Origin of the sequence: Devosia sp. Root436, assembly GCF_001426345.1 — a bacterium.
Classification (GTDB): Bacteria; Pseudomonadota; Alphaproteobacteria; order Rhizobiales; family Devosiaceae; genus Devosia.
Genome location: NZ_LMEM01000012.1, coordinates 288,645 through 305,575, shown reverse-complemented (window position 1 = coordinate 305,575; position 16,931 = coordinate 288,645). Strand labels below are relative to the sequence as shown.

Sequence of the window (16,931 nt, the reverse complement as noted above, 5' to 3'; positions counted from 1 at the left end):
GGACAGCGGCGGGCTGCCCGTGGACGGGGGCCGGAGCAGGATTTGCAATAGCGCAGGCTGCGCATGAGGTTTTCCTTTCCAGCTCATGACAATGGGGTCGCAGCGAGCGTCTGCAGGATGCGCGCCCGGTCTTCGACGTTGAGCAGGCGGATGGTCATGGTCTCGGTCTTGATCGGGGTCTGCGGGGGCAGGCTATAGCTCAGTTCGGGCAGGTGCTTTTCGGCCCATTCCCGGAAACGGCGCAGCTTGTCGCCGCCGCTGATGGGCAGGGTTACGGAGTATTTGAACGTCATTTGGTGTCGCCTTGCAGACAGCATGCGTCATCGCCATGCGCGGTGGCATGGGGAGCATGTTCAGGTTTTGGGGGGAGCTAAGTGATGCAGTCCTGGTGCCGCTCTTGCCCATCAGGCAGGTAGCAACACCAGGCGATCAGCCTGCCTTGCGAAGGCGACTCTCAAACAGGCGTGCAGCAGTAAAAAACCGGCTCATAGCTGGCATCATGGCCATATAACGTGCTTTGTCAAATCGCCTGCGGCTAAAGCCGCCGCGCGCGGCCATCGACCGTCTTGCCATACCTGCCGGCATAGACCGGGCGCGGCAGGCGGCTGACGATCCAGCTCACCATCAACGGCACCAGGATCATGTCATCGACCCAGCCGAGCAGGGGGATGGCATCGGGGATGATGTCGAGCGGATTGACCAGGTAGAAGGCGACGAACAGCGTCGCGGCCTTGAGATGGAGCGGGGTCTCGGGCGCCCAGAAAGCCTTCCAGAGCTGGACGACTTCCTTGCGAAAGAGGACGAGGCGGGGGAGGAGCATCTTGAACATAGCCCATAGATGGTCCTTGCGCGGACGCATTCAAGATGCGGCCCTTGGCCCGCGTCCGTTCGACACAATCGAGAAACATTGCGTCTCTACCCTTGCGGGCTTATTTCTCCCTCAGAACTCCAGAGGTGTTTCATGGCTGGCCCGGCAATGCGCAGGCAATCGGTAGGTGTCAATGTCGGGGGCGTGCTGGTCGGCGGCGGCGCACCCGTGGTCGTGCAGTCGATGACCAATACCGATACCGCCGATATCGACGCGACGGTCAAGCAGGTCATGCAACTGGCGCGGGCCGGTTCGGAAATCGTGCGCATCACCGTGGATCGCGATGAATCGGCCGCCGCGGTGCCGATCATCCGCGATCGCCTGGCCTTCATGGGCTATGACGTGCCGCTGGTGGGCGACTTTCACTATATCGGCCACAAGCTGCTGACCGACCATCCGGCCTGTGCCGAGGCGCTGGCCAAATACCGCATCAACCCGGGCAATGTCGGCTTCAAGGCCAAGCGCGATACACAATTCTCGACGCTGATCGACATCGCCAACAGATACGACAAGCCGGTCCGCATCGGGGTCAACTGGGGGTCTCTCGACGAAGAACTTCTCACCCGGCTCATGGACGAGAACGCGGTTTCGGATGCGCCGATTTCGGCTGCGGCGGTGCAGCGCGAGGCGATCATCCAGTCGGCGCTGCTGTCGGCAAAGCGGGCCGAAGAGCTCGGCATGGGACGGGACAAGATCATCCTCTCGACCAAAGTGTCGGACGTCCAGCACCTGATCGCGGTCTATCAGGACCTGGCTTCGCGCTGCGACTATGCCCTCCATCTCGGCCTCACCGAAGCGGGCATGGGCTCCAAGGGCATCGTCGCCTCCTCGGCGGCTCTGGGTATCCTGCTGCAGCAGGGCGTTGGCGACACGATCCGCATTTCACTGACGCCCGAGCCGGGCGGCGACCGCACCACCGAGGTCAAGGTGGCGCAGGAACTGCTGCAGACCATGGGCTTCCGCCAGTTCCTGCCTGTCGTGGCGGCCTGCCCCGGTTGCGGTCGCACCACCTCGACCACGTTCCAGACACTGGCCAAGGATATCCAGGACCATCTTAACACCTCCATGCCGGAATGGCGCGAGCGCTATCCGGGCGTCGAGACGCTGTCGGTGGCGGTCATGGGCTGCATCGTCAACGGGCCGGGCGAGAGCAAGCATGCCAATATCGGCATTTCGCTGCCCGGCACCGGCGAGACGCCTGCCGCCCCGGTCTTTGTCGATGGCGAAAAGGTGGCCACCCTGCGCGGGGCCGACGTGGCCGATCAGTTCAAGGTCATGGTCGCCGACTATATCGAACGCAAGTTCGGCTCGGGCCAGAAGACGGCGGCGGAATGAGCGATTTCTTCCGGCGCCTGTTCACGCCCTTCCAGTCCTCGCCGCGGCGCTGGTTCTGGGTCGGCATGCTGCTGCTGGTGCTGGCGGCGTTGGCGCTGACCGGAAACCTCAGCTAGCGGCGGGTTCGCCCGGCGGTATGCAGGCATCGGCCCATTTGTTGCCGCAGAGCGCGGCCAGCCGATCGACCGTGAGCTTGACCGAAGCGTGGGTGTCGCCACCCGCCGGGATCACGAGGTCATAGATCTTCAGCGACACATCGAGATAGATCGGCAGCGGCGCGGGCAGGCCGAAGGGGCAGACGCCGCCGACCTGGTGGCTGGTGAGGCGCAGCACATCCTCGGCGCCCAGCATGCGCGGGCGGCCGCCAAAGGCGGCCTTGGACTTCTGGTTGTCCAGCCGCGCATCGCCGCGCGTCACCAGCAGGAATTCCTCGTCCCTGACGCGGATGCACAGGGTCTTGGCAATCTGGCCCGGCTCGACGCCATGCACTTCGGCCGCCAGTTGCACGGTGGCGGTGGAGGCGTCGGTGACGATCACCGCAAGGTCGGGTGCGCGGCTGGCCAGGTCGGTCTGGACGGATTGGAGGCTCATCGGGGAACTTTCAGAACAGTCGCGCCAGCTTGTCTTCGAAATCGGCACGCATCTTGTAGTGGACGGGCGCCAATAGCGCCCGGCGGAGAATGGCGGGGTCGGGCCCGCGCACGCCATCGAGCGCCATCAAATCGCTCACACTCGTCCGCTCGCCGGCAAAGGGCGTGTAGCGCACCGGCTGGCCGACATGCAGCGCGCCTTCGCTGATGACGCGGCAATAGGCGCCGGGGCGGCCGGCGCGGTGGAAGCGCCGGACGAATTTCGGATCGCCCATGCGCAGGGCAAAGACATTGCAGGGCGTGCGATGCGAGGTCACTTCGAGCACGAGCTTATCGATGGTGAAACGATCACCGACCGCCACATGGCGCCCTTCGACGCCGCCAATGGTCAAGTTTTCGCCGAAGGTGCCGGGCGCGATGTCCCGGCCCAGTTCACCCGACCACCAGAGATAGTCGTCGCTGAAATAGAGATAGACCGCCTGGTCGCGGCCGCCGTGATGCTTGCTGTCCATCACCGCATCGCCAGCCACGCCTTCGCGCGTGATGGCCACGTCGCCCTCGACCGGGGTCTTGTAGATGCCGGTCTTGCCGCTCTTGCCGGGAATGGGCTGGGGCGCGCCGATATTGACGCTGGCGAGGATGGCCAAGCTCAGTTCTCCCGGCTGGCGAAATAGCGCACCGTGGCGCGCAATCCGTCGGCCTTGGGGCCAAAGGTGCGCAGAGTGGACAATGCTTCATTGACCGTCTGGTTCAATCGGGCCTGCGCGCCCTCGAGACCGAGCGTCGCAACCAGGGTCTGCTTGCCCAGCGCGGCATCCTTGCCGGTGGCCTTGCCCATGGCTTCGGGCGTGGCGGTAACGTCGAGAATGTCGTCGGCAAGCTGGAAAGCGCGGCCGGCGAGTTCGGCATAGAGGGTGAGCACCGACAGCGCTCGCGCATCGGCGCCGCCCAGAATGGCGCCCATGCGGACGCTGGCGCGGATAAGCGCGCCGGTCTTCATCGCCTGCATGGTAGAAATTTCCTCGGGCGAAAGGCCCGCCTGTTCGCCCTCGATATCGCGCATCTGTCCGCCCGCCATGCCGCCGGCGCCGGAGCCGACAGCCAGTTCGGCCACCAGTGCGATGCGCACCGCGGGGTCGGGGTGGCAGGCGGGGTCGGCGAGCAGGCCGAAAGCGTGGGTGAGCAAGCCATCGCCGGCCAGGATGGCGGTGGCGTCGTCATAGGCCTTGTGCACGGTGGGACGGCCGCGGCGCAGGTCGTCATCGTCCATGGCCGGCAGGTCGTCATGGACCAGCGAATAGCAGTGGACCATTTCCACCGCGAGGCCCGCCGTCAGCGCCTGCGCGGCGGGAATGTTGAAGATCGCCGCGGCCTGGCGAACCAGTAGCGGGCGCAGCCGCTTGCCGCCGGCCAGGCTGCCATGGCGCATGGCCGCAATCAGCCGACCGGGTGCGGGACCGGGGCCGGTGAGGCGCCCGGCATCGAGCTGTTGGGCCAGCCCCGCTTCCACGGCTTTGGCACAGTCGGCGATGTCGGCGGCGAAGTCGTACATGGCTTGTTGCTAGCCGTTCATGAGCATGGCGGCAAGGTGGCGTGGCACTGGATTCTGCGGCCATCGCCCGCTATTGGACCTGCATGGTACGACGCGGCAAACCCAAAGGCATCTGGCGGATCCTCCGGCCCGTGGCGCTCGTCATGGCCGTGCTCGTCGCCATTCCCGTCGTGCTGACGCCGGTCTATCTGTTCGTCGATCCACTCTCGGTGCCCATGCTGGCGCGCACGCTCTCCGGTCGCCCCGTGGATCGGGAATGGCGCGATCTCGCCGATATTTCAGACCGGCTCAAGGCTTCGGTGATCCTGTCCGAGGATGGCCAGTTCTGCCGGCATTGGGGCGTGGATTTCGGGGCCTTGCGCGACGAGGTGCAGAATTTCATGGCCGGGGAGGATGCGCGGGGCGCTTCGACCATCACCATGCAGGTGGCGCGGAACCTGTTCTTGTGGAACGGGCAAAGCGTGGTCCGCAAGGCGCTGGAAGTGCCGCTGGCGCTCTATATCGATCTGGTGCTGCCCAAGCGGCGGATCATGGAGATTTATCTCAACATCGCCGAATGGGGGCCCGAGGGACAGTTCGGGGTGGCGGCCGGGGCGCGCCGCGCCTTCGGTATCGCGCCGCAAAATCTCGATTGGCGCACCGCGACGCTGCTTGTAACGGCATTGCCCAATCCGCTGTTGCGCCAGCCGGCGCGACCATCGGCGGGCATGTTGCGCATTGCCGCCATCATCGAGGGCCGTGTCATCGAATATGGTGCCCGCGCCGATTGTGTCGGGGAGAATGGGCGGCTGTCGCTCTAGGCGACGGCGGCAGCATCGCCTGCCAGCAGGTCGGCCAGCGCCATCAATTGCCGGTCGCGGATGCCCAGTTCGCGCAGGTGGCGCGCGGTATTGAGCACGTAGTCGATATTGCGGCCGGAAAGGCCCACCCCTGATCGTACCATGGCCAGCTGCTGATCGAGGCTCAACTGGCCGGCAAACTGCTCATGCCGTTCGTCGACCAGGAAGGCCAATGCGCTGACGGTGCGGCCATCGGCCAGTCGCACCGGGCGTTGGACATCGCGATAGACTGCCGTAACCTGCTCGCGGTCCTGCAGATAGGCATAGACGTCTTTCCAGTCGGCATCGGCCACTTCGAACACCATGCCGCGGCAGGAACCGCCGCGGGTGAGCCCGAATACCAGCCCCGGCCGTTCGACCGTGCCGCGATGGTGGTGCGAGACGATGGAGAGGCTGCGATGGGCGCCCCTGAGCAGGCCCTGTTGCGCCGAAACATGGGCAAATCCCGGATTCCAGATCAGGGAACCGTAGCCGAAGACCCAGTGGGTCGCTGTATCGTCCGTATCGTGCATCGCCATAACCTGAACAGAAACCTAGGCAAGCTTGCCGGCCAAGGCAATTGCGCTGTCTCAATAGAAGCCATGCGATACTGGCGCGACCCGGATTTACCGCCGATGAAATGCCGCTGGTGATGAAGATGCTTTGGTCTGGCCGCCAGCGCAGGTAAGAGTGCCGCCCATGAAAAAGCGAATCATCATTCTCGGTAGTGTCGTGGTGGCGGTCGTCGTGCTATGGAGCGCGGCGTGGCTGGTGCTGGCGGGCGTGGTCAAACAGAATATCCAGGCCCTGGCGCAGGCCGATGGGGTCACCACGCCGCGCGTCAGTTGCGAGGCGCTGGGCGTGACTGGCTTTCCGTTCCGCTTCGATGTCGATTGCGTCACGGCCCATATCGTCACTGGCGATATCGAGGTGGACGTCCCCGGCATTCGCGCCAGCATTCGTGTCTATGCGCCATTCCATGTGCTGGCCTCGGCCAAGGGGCCGCTGCAACTGACTGACAGCTTTACCGGCATGCGCAATGGCGTGGCCTGGTCGACGCTCGAAGCCAGCGTGCGGCTGGATAACTGGCGCATTGCCCGTGCCTCGGTCTCGGGCACCGGCCTGGTGTGGACCGATGCGCTGTTCGGCGATGCGGTGATCGCGCAGAGCCCGCTGGCGGAAGTGCATCTGTTCGATATTCCCGAGCAGCACGATGCCGAGCGCCATCTGGCGGCGCTGGCGCTCTATGCGCGGGCGGAGACCGCGGCCTGGCCGGGGTTGACGCTCACGGACACCAATGCTGAGGTGCAGCTCGAACTTTCCGGCCTGCCCGACGATGTCAGGAACTGGGGCGATCCGATGCTGCTGGCGGCCATGCAGCAGGCGGGCGGCAAGCTCAATGTCGTGTCGATACACGGCACCGATGCCACCTCGACGCTCGACGCCACCGGTGAGATACGGCTCGATCCGCAGGGCCAGCTCGATGGCGAAATTGCCGTCACCTCGACCGGCGTCGCCGAACGCATCGGGCCGATGCTGCAGGAGCCTTGGCGGACGCTGGTGCTGGGCTCGCCGCGGCCGGATGGCTCGCATGCCAACCAGATCAATTTCCGCGCCGGCGCCATGTTCTCCGGGCTGCTGCCGATCGCCGCCGTCCCGCCGCTGTTCTAGGCGTCGTCGCCGCCGCCATGTTCGCGCACGAAGGGGACTTCAGGCGCGGGCGGCGCTTCATGGGTGCGGCCGAAATCGGGTGCGGCGGTTTCCTGCCCCGCCGAGATGATCGAGCGGCGGATGGCGCGCGTGCGGGTGAACAGGGCTTCCAGCGCCGGGCCGTCGCCGGTGCGCACCGAGCGCTGCAAGGCCGAGAGATCTTCGAGGAAGCGGCCGAGCATTTCGAGCACCGCCTCGCGATTGGTCAGGAACACGTCGCGCCACATCACCGGGTCCGAAGCGGCGATGCGGGTGAAATCGCGGAAGCCGGAGGCCGAGAACTTGATGACTTCGGACTGCGTGGCGGCCTCCAGATCGGCCACCGTGCCCACGATATTGTAGGCGACGAGATGGGGAATATGGCTGGTGATGGCCAGCACCATGTCGTGATGCCCGGCATCCATGCTTTCGACCTGGCTGCCCATGGCGCGCCAGAAGGTGGCCAGCTTCTCGGTCTGGGCCGGATCGACTTCCGGGCCGGGGGTCAACACGCACCAGCGGCCGGAGAAGAGCTCGGCAAAGCCGGCCGACGGGCCGGAATGTTCAGTGCCGGCCAGCGGGTGGCCGGGAATGAAGCTGACACCGGCCGGAACGAGCGGGGCCAGCGTCTTGACCACATGACCCTTGACCGAGCCGACATCGCTGAGGATGGCGCCTGGCTCCAGCGCCGGGGCGATGGTTGCCATCACGTCGGCATAGGTTCCTACGGGCGTGCAGATGATGACGAGATCGGCGCCGCGCACCGCTTCGGCGGCGTCGAGCGTGTAGATATCACCCAGGCCAAGTTCGCGCGCTTCGTCGAGGGTTTCCTGCCTGCGGGTGGCGATGGAAATGACTTCGACCAGCCCCTGCCGCCGCGCGGCCAGGGCGATGGAGGAGCCGATGAGGCCGATGCCGATCAAGGCAAGTTTGCGGAAATGAACGCTCATGAAATCTTGACCAATGCCTTGAGGATGCCGGCGACGCCGCGCATGGCTTGCTCGGAACCGATGGAAATGCGCAGCCCGTTGGCAATGCCGTAGGACGGGCCGATCTCGCGCACGATGAGGCCGCGCTCGCGCAGGGTCTCGAAGGCCGTGGCGGCGGATTCGGCGTCGGCAAACAGCACCATGATGAAATTGGCCTGGCTGGGCACGACGCGCATGGAATTGGAATGGAGTTCCGCCGTCAACCATTCGCGCCATTTGGCGTTGTGGGCCTTGAGTCGGGCGTTGAACTCCACATCGTGCGTGGCGGCAGCGCCCGCCAGTTGCGCTGGCAGGTTGACGTTGAACGGGCCCCGGATGCGGTTGATGGCGTCGACGACAGGGGCCGGGCCCACCATCCAGCCGATGCGCGCGGCAGCCAGCCCCATCTTGGAGAAGGTGCGGACCATGACGACATTGCTCGCCTCGCCCACGAGATCGAGGCCGACCGAATAATCGGCGGCGGTAACATATTCGGCATAGGCGCTGTCGATGACGAGGAGGATGTCGGGGCGCAAACCGGCATGCAGCCGCCGCACTTCGGCGTCGCTGAGATAGGTGCCGGTAGGATTGTTGGGATTGGCCAGCCAGATGACCTTCGTCTTCTCCGTCACGGCCGCCAGCATGGCATCGACGTCGGCGGTATAGTCGGTCTCCTCGACCATGACGATACTGGCGCCGGTCGCCTTGGTGATAATGGGATAGACCGAGAAGCCGTAGCGGTTCATCACTGCCTCGTCGCCTTCGCCGAGATAGGTCTGGGCCAGCAGGTGCAGCAGGTCGTCCGAGCCATTGCCGCAGACTATGCGATCAGGGTCGATGCCATGCACTTCGGCCAGAGCCGCGCGCAGGATTTTCGAGGAGCCCTCGGGATAGATTTCGAGGTGATCGGCGGCCGAGCGGAAGGCTTCCACGGCCTTGGGGCTGGCGCCGAGGGGGCTTTCATTGGCCGAGAGCTTGATTGCATTGCTGCCCGGTGCGCCCGACTTGCCGGGCAGGTAGGGTGCAACGTCGAGAATGCCGGGCTGCGGTGTGGGGCGGATAGTGTCGTCGGACATGATGCCAATCTGGGCGGAAAAACCGCGCGGACCATAGTCAAAGTGAGAGGGGAAGGCAAAGGGTGACACGTGAGGGGAGGCAAGGGAGATTCCCGCTTTCGCGGGAATGACGCGGTGGACATGCGCCACGGCTGCTGATCAACCCACAACGTCATTCCCGCGAAAGCGGGAATCTCCCTTTGCTCCAGCTTGACCGCGCGGTCGCGGTGCTCAGGCCTGGTACGCGCACGAAGCGTTCCTCGCGCTTGCGGCGCGGCACCGCCGGGAAAGCCTCCTTGCGGGCGCGGACGCAGATGACCCCGCTCATGGCCGGGCCGAACAGCCGTCCGACCCGCTCGAAGAAGCGAGTGGATTTGAGCACCAGCGACGATTGGAACGGCGGCAGGAACAGGCCATCGCGCCAGGCTTCGGGGACGAAGCTGTGGTCGCGCAGGAGTTTATCAAGCTGGCCGCCGGAATAGGGATTGCCCGAGCCGAAGGGCGTGTTGTCGCGCTGCGCCCAGATGCCCCTGCGGCGCGGCACCACGAGGAGCAGGTGCCCGTTCGGCGCGGTGATGCGCCACAGTTCGCGCATCAGTTCCTCGGCGTCGGCGACATGCTCCAGCGCGTGGATGGCTACGGTAAGGTCGATGGCCGCGTCGGTCAGCGGCATTTCCAGCGGATCGCAGAGCACGGTATGGGACGGGCCTTCGCGCGGCCAGGCAGAGGCGCCCTGCCGCGCCGGCATGAAGGCCAGTACGCGCTCGGCCCTCTCCAGGGTGAAGCGCATATAGGGGGTGGCAAAGCCCAGCCCCAGGATGCGCTTGCCCGCCACGTCACCGGCCAGCCCGAGAACCTGCTCGCGCACCAGTGCGCGCGAAATGCGCCCCAGCGGAGATTTGTAATAGGCGATGAGGCGGGTGACGTCGGCGGTCATGGCTGCAACTCTGCCGCTTTCCCAAGAACTTGTCCAACGGGGCGGTTGTCATGTGGCGCCAGCGCCCCTAGCTTTCAACCTCCCTGCTTCGGAGTGCCCCCATGAGTCTGATCGTCGATGTGTTTCCTGCCCGGAGCGACAATTTCGGCTATCTGGTGCATGACACGGCAAGCGGCCGCACCGCGGCCATCGATGCGCCGGAAGCGGCGGCTATCCGCAATGGGCTGGTGCATCGCGGCTGGGCGCTGACCGACATCTTCATCACCCATCATCATATCGACCATGTCGAGGCTATTCCCGAGCTCAAGGCGGAATTCGGCGCCAGGGTGGTCGGGCCGCGAGGCGAAGCAGACAAGATCGCCGATCTCGATGAACTGGTGGCCGGTGGCGATAGGTTGCGCCTGGGCGAGACCACGTTCGACGTCTATGACGCGCCGGGCCATACGCTGGGCCATATCGTCTTCCACGACAAAGCGGGCAAGCACCTGTTCACCGCCGATGCGCTGTTTTCGCTCGGGGTCGGGCGCATGTTCGAGGGGACGCCGGGGCCGATGTGGGACGGGGTCAGGGCCCTGCGCGAATTGCCCGACGATACGCTGGTTTATTGCGGCCACGAATATACCGCCAGCAATGCCAAATTCGCGTTGTCGATCGACCCTGATAATGCAGCCCTGCAGACGCGGGCGGCCGAGGTGGCAGCCTTGCGCGAGGCCGGGCGGGCGACAATCCCGTTCCTGCTCGGCGAGGACAAGGCGGCCAATCCGTTCCTGCGCGCCGACGATCCGGCATTGGCAAAGCATTATGGCCTCGAAGGCGCCGACCCGGCCGAGGTGTTTGCGGCCATTCGCAAGGGCAAGGACAATTTCTGATTTAACCATTTCGCGCTTTGGGAGCGGAAACCGTTAACAAAACGTTAGCATCTGGCACGCCGATTGCCCCTAATAGGGCACAGGGCCAGATCCTCTGTTTCATTTTGAGACAAGCTGGCCCGCTTTGAGACAAGCGAGGCAAAAGATGGCCAGTTCTGAAACAAAGCAAGCCGGGTTGCCGATGTTGATCGAAGCCGCGCGCCCGCGCCCTTCGCTGCGGCGCAACCAAACCACGGCCGCCTTCGTCAGCCAGCTGCTCGCCGAACGCAACAATCTGGCGCCGCAGCGCGCGCGCCGGCGTGGCAATGCCGAAGGCGCCATCGGGGCTTATGCCGATGGCGCCAGGGCCGGTATCAAGCGCATGCCGATGGGATTTCGGACGAGCATCGTCGCCTGAGCCCTGAGTGCGGGCCTAGTGGCCTGCCATGCTCATGTCGCGCGTGGCTGACGTGATGGACATGGTGAAGCCGGCCACGACATCGATCAATGACATGACGAGCAGGATGAAGAACACCGAGCTCGATGCCGCGCCGAGCAGCAGGAATTCGACCAGGATCACCACGAAGACGATCATCGAGAGCATGTGCTCGAGGATGGAGACCGTGCCGATCCGGGTGGATTTCAGCAGTTCGAAGAATAAGAGGATCAGTGAGCCGACGACCAGCAGGTCGCCGATGGAGACGGCCCATGGCACGCCCGAGACCATGGGGATGGAAAAGGCCGTATTGCTCCAGCCGGCCGGGTTGCCGCCCAGGAAGATGAAGACGACCAGGTTGTAGACCAGGAACGGCACGATCAGCAGAGGCGGAATGAACGGGCCGGCGCGGCGCGGCGCGGCGCCGGTCGGTGGCACATAGACATGTTCAACCAAGTTGGCTCTCCTTGTTCCCTGTGCGGACCATGCCAGATTGGCGGTCCGCAGCAAAGAGTGCCTACTTCTCCCCTTGAGGGAGAAGGTGCCCGAAGGGCGGATGAGGGGTCACGAGTTATCCATCCGCATTGAAGCATGGGCGAGCGCAGCACCCCTCACCCGGTTCTTCCGCTGAACGCGGAAGAACCACCCTCTCCCTCAAGGGGAGAGGGGTAGGAGATGGGGGCTTACTTCTTCAGCTTGAGCGGACCGACCATCTGTTCGGGCTTCACTTCGGCGTCGAATTCCTCGCCTGTCAGCAAGCCCAGCGCGATGGCCGTTTCGCGCAAGGTGGAGCCGTTCTTGTGGGCGGTCTTGGCGATCTTGGCGGCGTTGTCGTAGCCGATCTTGCGGTTGAGCGCGGTGACCAGCATCAGCGACTGGTCGACCAGTTGCTTGATGCGCTTGCGGTCGGGCTCGATGCCCACGGCGCAATTGTCGTTGAAGCTCTTGGCGCTGTCGGCCAGCAGGCGCACGGCCTGCAGGAAATTGTAGGCGATGACGGGCTTGAACACGTTCAGCTCGAAATTGCCCTGGCTCGCTGCAAAACCGATCGCGGCGTCATTGCCCATGACATGGGCGACGACCATGGTCATGGCTTCGGACTGGGTCGGGTTGACCTTGCCCGGCATGATGGACGAGCCGGGCTCGTTTTCGGGGATGGTCAGCTCGCCCAGGCCCGAGCGGGGCCCTGAGGCCAGCCAGCGCACGTCATTGGCGATCTTCATGAAGGCAACGGCGAGCTGCTTCAGCGCGCCGGACGTGCCGACAAAGGCGTCGTGGCCGGCCAGCAGTGCGAACTTGTTCGGCCCGGTGACGAAATCATGGCCGGTCAGCGTGGCGATTTCCTTGGCCACCGCGACGGCATAGTCGGGATGGGCATTGAGGCCGGTGCCGACAGCGGTGCCGCCCAGGGCCAATTCCCTGAGCTGGGGCAGGGTGGCCTTGATGGCGGCGACGGCATAGTCGATCTGGGCGACCCAGCCGGAGATTTCCTGGCCCAGGGTCAGGGGCGTGGCGTCCTGCAAATGGGTGCGGCCGATCTTGACCACATCCATGAACTGCTCGGACTTGGCATGGAGCGTGTCGCGCAGCAGAGCCACGCGCGGGAAGAGGTAATTTTCCAGTGCCTCGACAGCGGCGATATGCATGGCCGTGGGATAGGTGTCGTTGGACGACTGGCTCATATTGACATGGTCATTGGGATGCACGGGCTTCTTGGAACCCATGGTGCCGCCCGCCATCTCGATGGCGCGGTTGGAAATGACCTCGTTGACATTCATGTTGGACTGGGTGCCCGAGCCGGTCTGCCAGACGACGAGCGGGAAGTGGTCGGCCAGCTTGCCGGCGATCACTTCGTCGGCCGCGGCGACGATCAGGTCGCGGGTCTTTTCGTCGAGCAGGCCGAGCTTGTGATTGGCGAGGGCGGCGGCTTTCTTCAGTACACCGAAGGCAGTGACGATCTCGGTCGGCATCTTTTCGCCACCAATATCGAAATTCATCAGGCTGCGAGCGGTCTGCGCGCCGTAATATTTGTCGGCGGGGACCTCGATGGTGCCCATCGTGTCCGATTCAACGCGCGTGCTCATCCCATTCTCCGTAGAAATGCCGCGCCGGGGCGGCGAACAAAGCAAAACGGCCGATCCCTTGCAGGACCGGCCGTCGAATATCAGATCGAGCGCATGAGCGCCAAACCGCCTTTCGGCTTATTTCTTGACGTCGAGAATCTGCCGGCCGCGATACATGCCGGTCTTGAGGTCGACGTGATGCGGGCGGCGCAGCTCGCCCGAATCCTTGTCCTCGACATAGGATGCGGTGGCAAGAGCGTCGGCCGAGCGGCGGAAGCCGCGCTTCATCGGCGAGGTCTTTCGTTTTGGCACTGCCATGGTCGGTACTCCGAATTCAATATCGTTGCGCCGCAGAGCGGCCCAGAGAGTTCATCTCTGAAAGGGATTGCTCGGCTCTATAGAGGAAGAGAGGAGGCTTGGCTAGGGGGTTGTGCGAGGAGTCGCATGCGCAATTCCACCCCTATCGACAGCCGCCTACCGCGGCCTTGATCCGCGGGTCTTCCGCCACATACTCGATCGTCACCCGCGGCTTGGCCCGCGGGCACTTCACTTACTCTGTGCTCCGCAAGTGCAGAGCCCTCGGGTCAAGCCGAGGGTGACGGCCGGTGGGTGGGGAACGGAATGACGGGGGCAATCTGGGTGCGATGACGTTAAGCCGCCTGCGCGCCCTGGGCGGGTTCGGCGCCTTCGAGATCCCAGATGGTGGTCAGCCGTTCGGCGGCGGCACCGGGCGTCATGAGGCGGAAGACGTTGGTGGCGCAGTCCAGCGCCAGGCGGAAGCGCGTGCGGCTCATCGGATCGGCGACCAGCTCTCCGGTCGAGCCAACCCAGAGCACATGATTTCCCTGGGCCACGAGGTAGAGATCGGCATCGGTCATGGCGAAGCGTTCAAGGCTTTCGCTGACCAGGCCATAGGCGCGCCCGGAGCGGCCCAGCCAGTTGCTCAGTCGGCCGAAGCCATGGATCAGAACCTTGTTCTCGATATTGCCGGCCATCACGCTATCCCCACAGCGGGTATCGAACAAGAACAAAAATAGAACAAAATGCGAGGCATGTCAAGCGGCCTCATGTATCACGACTATATGTATGTGGGTGTTTGCCGGTTTCGTCAATATGTAGTGGTCATTGGGCGGTGGTGCCCGCCTGACGCAGCGCATCAAGGCGTTCGCGCATTTCAGGTCCGATGGGGCGGGACAGGCCCTGATCCTCGGCCTTGAGAATGAGGGCGTTGGACTCCGATTCGATGGCTTTTTTGAGTCGGTCGAGGAAGACATCGGCCGACAGGCCAGCCTCGATAGGCGGCAGGAATTTCGCTTCGGCGGTGCCGGGCCAGATGACCAGGCTATTACGGCCCCAGAACAGGCCGGAATTGAGCGCCACCGGCACGACAGGCACATTGAGCTCCAGATAGAGCCGCACGATGCCCTGGCGGTAGTCGGGCGGTGCCAGCGGCGCCTTGCGGGTGCCTTCGGGGAAGATGACGATGCGGCAGCCGCGATCGATGGCGGCATGGGCCTGGGCCATCATGGCGGGAATGGCCTCGGCGCCGCGCTTGCGGTCGACCTCGATACAGTCGAGCGAGCGGGCGGCCCAGCCAAAGAAGGGAATGCGCATCAGCTCCTTCTTGACGATATAGGCGGGCCGGCCGCTATGGGGAAAGATCGAGAAGACGTCCCAGTCGCTCTGGTGCTTGGCGGCAATGATGCAGCCGCCCTCGGGGATGTTCTCCTGGCCGGAGACCAGCGTCTTCACCCCGGTCAGGACGCGCAGGTAGGCCAGGTTGGAACGGCACCAGAATACGGCCATGGCCCAACTGAGCGGGGTGCGACCGCTGATCAGCGCGATGCAACCGATGATGAAGGCGATGATCGCCGTCTGCCCGATAAAGACGAAATAGAACAGCGCTGATCGCACTGCCTGCACGAATGCCATGAACCTCTCCCACGGCTTGGGCCGTTTTGAGCGTCTTAGCGGGCAAACGCCGCCTTGGCGAGCGCGTTCCCGAACCTATGACGTCTCGGCGAGGAAGCGCCGCACGGTGACGCGCGAGGTGATGGCAGTCAGCGCGGCGATGACGGGCACCACCGCGACGATGCCGACAATACCGTCGATGCCCAGCGCGAAACGGCCGAACAGCACGCCCACCTGTGCGCCGGCCTCGCTCGACAGCATGTTGCCGGCCGCGGTGCCGATCAGCGCGAAAAACAGCATTGCTGCGACGGTGCCGAGCAGGCCGCCCTGCAGGCCGATGGACAGGAACCGTCCCTGGAACTCGCCGGCAATGAACTTGTTGGAGGCTCCGATATAGTGAAGCACATCGACAATCTCGCGGTTGGTCGCCATGGCGCCCCGCGTGGCAAAGACAATGGCCAGCACGGTGGCGGCACCGATCAGGATGAGCACCAGCAGGCCCGAGAGCACGATGGTCCCGGCCATGGTGTTGAGCTGCTGCCGCCAGGCGGCATGGGTATCGAGGCTGGCGCCCTTGACGGCGGCCAGGTTGCGCCCGAGCCCCTCGATATCGGCATCGACCGGATCGGAGAGCTGCACCACGACCAGGCGGGGGATTTCGATGGCGGTGAGGTCGAGCCCGGTGCCGAGCCAGGGTTCGAGCAGTTGCTGGCTTTCCTCGATGGTCAGCGCCCGCGCCGAGGCGACGCCGGGCGTCGATTCGGCGAGGGAAACGGCAGTGCGCAGGTTGGAATCCATCACTTCGCCCTCGACCGGGCGGATCTGGATGGTGACTTCGCGGCCGACATCGGCCGACCAGGCGATGGCCGATTTCTGCACCAGCACCACCCCGCCCAAGGTCACGGCGGAGAGGAAGCTCATGATGGTGATGAGCAGCAGCAGCGTGCGGCCGGCGACGCTCTTTTCCGGAACGATGGGGGCCGCGCCTTTACGGGCAGGCCAGAGGTGGAGAATGCGCTCAATCATGGATCACCAGCTCGCCCTTGCTCAGCAGCATGCGCGGATAGTTGAACTGATCCAGCAGCGGCAATTCGTGGGTGGCCAGGATGATGGTCATGCCCAGCGTGCGGTTGAGCTCGGCGAAAAGATGCACCAGCCGGCTCGACAGGTCCGGATCGACATTGCCGGTGGGTTCGTCCGCCAGCAGCACCTTGGGCCGGGCGATGACGGCGCGGGCGATGGCGGCGCGTTGTTTTTCGCCACCTGACAGCAGCGAGGGCAGGGCGTTCATGCGCTCGCCCAGGCCGACCCATTCGAGCAGTTCGGTGACATTGGGCCGGTATTCGCTCTCCGGCTGGCCCAATACGCGCAAAGGCAAAGCGACATTCTCGAAGGTGGTCAGGTGGTCGAGCAGGCGGAATTCCTGGAAGACGATGCCGATATGGCGGCGCATCTGCAGCAGGCGGTCCTGGGTCAGGTTGCTCACATCCTCGCCGAACATGGTGACGCGGCCGCGCGAAGGCTTGAGCGACAGCAGCAGCAGGCGAAGGAGGCTGGTCTTGCCCGAGCCGGAAGGGCCGGTGAGGAAATGGAACGAGCCCGGCTCGACCGAAAAGGTCAGGTCCCGCAGGATCTCGGGCCCGTTACCATAGCGCAGCCCGACATTGGAAAACTCGATCAAGAATGGAGGCTCCGCAATTGGTGCGCAGATCAAGGCGAATCAGGTGTCGGGCGCATCATAACAGCCATGGCGCCCGCTTGCGCATGGCAGCCTGCTTGCGGGCACGAAAGCGGCGCAAATGTGGTGGATTGGCGGAAGTGGCGGAATGGTTTGAGGAGTTTTAACCCCCGCCCTTTAGGG

General features: G+C 64.4%; 21 protein-coding genes. 5 read left to right on the top strand and 16 right to left on the bottom strand.

The window, feature by feature from the left end:
* Positions 1-83: 83 nt before the first annotated feature.
* Positions 84-293 carry a hypothetical protein gene (locus ASD04_RS14520; RefSeq protein ID WP_056258325.1) on the bottom strand — a complete coding sequence of 70 codons (210 nt, stop codon included), beginning with the start codon at positions 291-293 and terminating at the stop codon, positions 84-86.
* Positions 294-535: 242 nt separating this feature from the next.
* Positions 536-829 (bottom strand): DUF1232 domain-containing protein, encoded by a 294-nt coding sequence (locus ASD04_RS14515; protein ID WP_056258322.1) that lies wholly within the window; start codon positions 827-829, stop codon positions 536-538.
* A 132-nt stretch (positions 830-961) separates the two neighbouring features.
* Here ASD04_RS14515 and ispG point away from each other — a divergent pair, with 132 nt between their 5' ends.
* Positions 962-2,203, top strand: a complete 1,242-nt coding sequence (gene ispG, locus ASD04_RS14510) for a flavodoxin-dependent (E)-4-hydroxy-3-methylbut-2-enyl-diphosphate synthase (RefSeq protein WP_056258319.1) — start codon at positions 962-964, stop codon at positions 2,201-2,203.
* A gap of 108 nt (positions 2,204-2,311) precedes the next feature.
* Here the strand turns inward: ispG and ASD04_RS14505 are convergent, their stop codons facing one another.
* Genes ASD04_RS14505 through ASD04_RS14495 form a run of 3 tightly spaced genes read right to left on the bottom strand, consistent with a single transcriptional unit; the run spans position 2,312 to position 4,345 of the window.
* Complete coding sequence (locus ASD04_RS14505) at positions 2,312-2,794, bottom strand: YbaK/EbsC family protein (protein WP_056258317.1); 483 nt, start codon at positions 2,792-2,794, stop codon at positions 2,312-2,314.
* 10 nt (positions 2,795-2,804) lie between these two features.
* Positions 2,805-3,440 (bottom strand): MOSC domain-containing protein, encoded by a 636-nt coding sequence (locus ASD04_RS14500; protein WP_056258314.1) that lies wholly within the window; start codon positions 3,438-3,440, stop codon positions 2,805-2,807.
* A 2-nt stretch (positions 3,441-3,442) separates the two neighbouring features.
* Entirely contained in the window at positions 3,443-4,345 is a 903-nt protein-coding gene (locus ASD04_RS14495; RefSeq protein ID WP_056258311.1) for a polyprenyl synthetase family protein, read from the bottom strand.
* Between the two features lie 41 nt (positions 4,346-4,386).
* On the opposite strand from ASD04_RS14495, the gene ASD04_RS14490 reads away from it, so the two are divergent.
* Complete coding sequence (locus ASD04_RS14490) at positions 4,387-5,145, top strand: transglycosylase domain-containing protein (protein WP_244488330.1); 759 nt, start codon at positions 4,387-4,389, stop codon at positions 5,143-5,145.
* Here ASD04_RS14490 and ASD04_RS14485 read toward each other — a convergent pair.
* Positions 5,142-5,696 (bottom strand): gamma-glutamylcyclotransferase, encoded by a 555-nt coding sequence (locus tag ASD04_RS14485; protein WP_056258489.1) that lies wholly within the window; start codon positions 5,694-5,696, stop codon positions 5,142-5,144. The genes ASD04_RS14490 and ASD04_RS14485 overlap by 4 nt on opposite strands.
* Before the next feature lie 166 nt (positions 5,697-5,862).
* Here ASD04_RS14485 and ASD04_RS14480 point away from each other — a divergent pair, with 166 nt between their 5' ends.
* Positions 5,863-6,834 carry a DUF2125 domain-containing protein gene (locus ASD04_RS14480; RefSeq protein ID WP_056258308.1) on the top strand — a complete coding sequence of 324 codons (972 nt, stop codon included), beginning with the start codon at positions 5,863-5,865 and terminating at the stop codon, positions 6,832-6,834.
* Here ASD04_RS14480 and ASD04_RS14475 read toward each other — a convergent pair.
* The 3 genes from ASD04_RS14475 to ASD04_RS14465 all read right to left on the bottom strand — a co-directional run bounded on the left by ASD04_RS14475 (position 6,831) and on the right by ASD04_RS14465 (position 9,812).
* On the bottom strand, positions 6,831-7,802 hold the full coding sequence (locus tag ASD04_RS14475) for a prephenate/arogenate dehydrogenase family protein (protein WP_056258305.1): 972 nt from the start codon (positions 7,800-7,802) through the stop codon (positions 6,831-6,833). The genes ASD04_RS14480 and ASD04_RS14475 overlap by 4 nt on opposite strands.
* Positions 7,799-8,896, bottom strand: a complete 1,098-nt coding sequence (hisC, locus tag ASD04_RS14470; protein ID WP_056258486.1) for a histidinol-phosphate transaminase — start codon at positions 8,894-8,896, stop codon at positions 7,799-7,801. Before hisC ends, ASD04_RS14475 begins: the two co-directional genes overlap by 4 nt.
* Positions 8,897-9,047: 151 nt before the next feature.
* A complete protein-coding gene (locus ASD04_RS14465; protein WP_056258302.1) occupies positions 9,048-9,812 on the bottom strand; it encodes a class I SAM-dependent methyltransferase in 765 nt (254 codons plus the stop codon).
* Positions 9,813-9,913: 101 nt separating this feature from the next.
* On the opposite strand from ASD04_RS14465, the gene gloB reads away from it, so the two are divergent.
* Positions 9,914-10,681: a hydroxyacylglutathione hydrolase gene (gene gloB, locus ASD04_RS14460; RefSeq protein WP_056258298.1), complete on the top strand. Its 768-nt coding sequence runs from the start codon at positions 9,914-9,916 to the stop codon at positions 10,679-10,681.
* A 181-nt stretch (positions 10,682-10,862) separates the two neighbouring features.
* Positions 10,863-11,078, top strand: coding sequence for a hypothetical protein (locus ASD04_RS14455; RefSeq protein ID WP_056258297.1), 216 nt, complete (start codon positions 10,863-10,865; stop codon positions 11,076-11,078).
* A 15-nt stretch (positions 11,079-11,093) separates the two neighbouring features.
* Here the strand turns inward: ASD04_RS14455 and ASD04_RS14450 are convergent, their stop codons facing one another.
* The 7 genes from ASD04_RS14450 to ftsE form a co-directional block, all read right to left on the bottom strand.
* Positions 11,094-11,552, bottom strand: coding sequence for a hypothetical protein (locus ASD04_RS14450; RefSeq protein WP_244488329.1), 459 nt, complete (start codon positions 11,550-11,552; stop codon positions 11,094-11,096).
* Between the two features lie 227 nt (positions 11,553-11,779).
* A complete protein-coding gene (gene fumC, locus ASD04_RS14445) occupies positions 11,780-13,180 on the bottom strand; it encodes a class II fumarate hydratase (RefSeq protein WP_056258294.1) in 1,401 nt (466 codons plus the stop codon).
* A 117-nt stretch (positions 13,181-13,297) separates the two neighbouring features.
* Positions 13,298-13,477: a 50S ribosomal protein L32 gene (gene rpmF / locus ASD04_RS14440; protein ID WP_056233007.1), complete on the bottom strand. Its 180-nt coding sequence runs from the start codon at positions 13,475-13,477 to the stop codon at positions 13,298-13,300.
* A 332-nt stretch (positions 13,478-13,809) separates the two neighbouring features.
* The gene (locus ASD04_RS14435; RefSeq protein WP_056258292.1) at positions 13,810-14,154 is read right to left on the bottom strand and encodes a hypothetical protein; all 345 of its coding nucleotides are present in this window, start codon (positions 14,152-14,154) and stop codon (positions 13,810-13,812) included.
* Positions 14,155-14,281: 127 nt separating this feature from the next.
* Positions 14,282-15,091 (bottom strand): lysophospholipid acyltransferase family protein, encoded by an 810-nt coding sequence (locus tag ASD04_RS14430; RefSeq protein WP_056258289.1) that lies wholly within the window; start codon positions 15,089-15,091, stop codon positions 14,282-14,284.
* A gap of 75 nt (positions 15,092-15,166) precedes the next feature.
* Positions 15,167-16,096 carry an ABC transporter permease gene (locus tag ASD04_RS14425; RefSeq protein WP_056258287.1) on the bottom strand — a complete coding sequence of 310 codons (930 nt, stop codon included), beginning with the start codon at positions 16,094-16,096 and terminating at the stop codon, positions 15,167-15,169.
* On the bottom strand, positions 16,089-16,751 hold the full coding sequence (ftsE, locus tag ASD04_RS14420) for a cell division ATP-binding protein FtsE (RefSeq protein ID WP_056258285.1): 663 nt from the start codon (positions 16,749-16,751) through the stop codon (positions 16,089-16,091). The genes ASD04_RS14425 and ftsE overlap by 8 nt, the downstream gene beginning before the upstream one ends.
* Positions 16,752-16,931 lie beyond the last annotated feature (180 nt).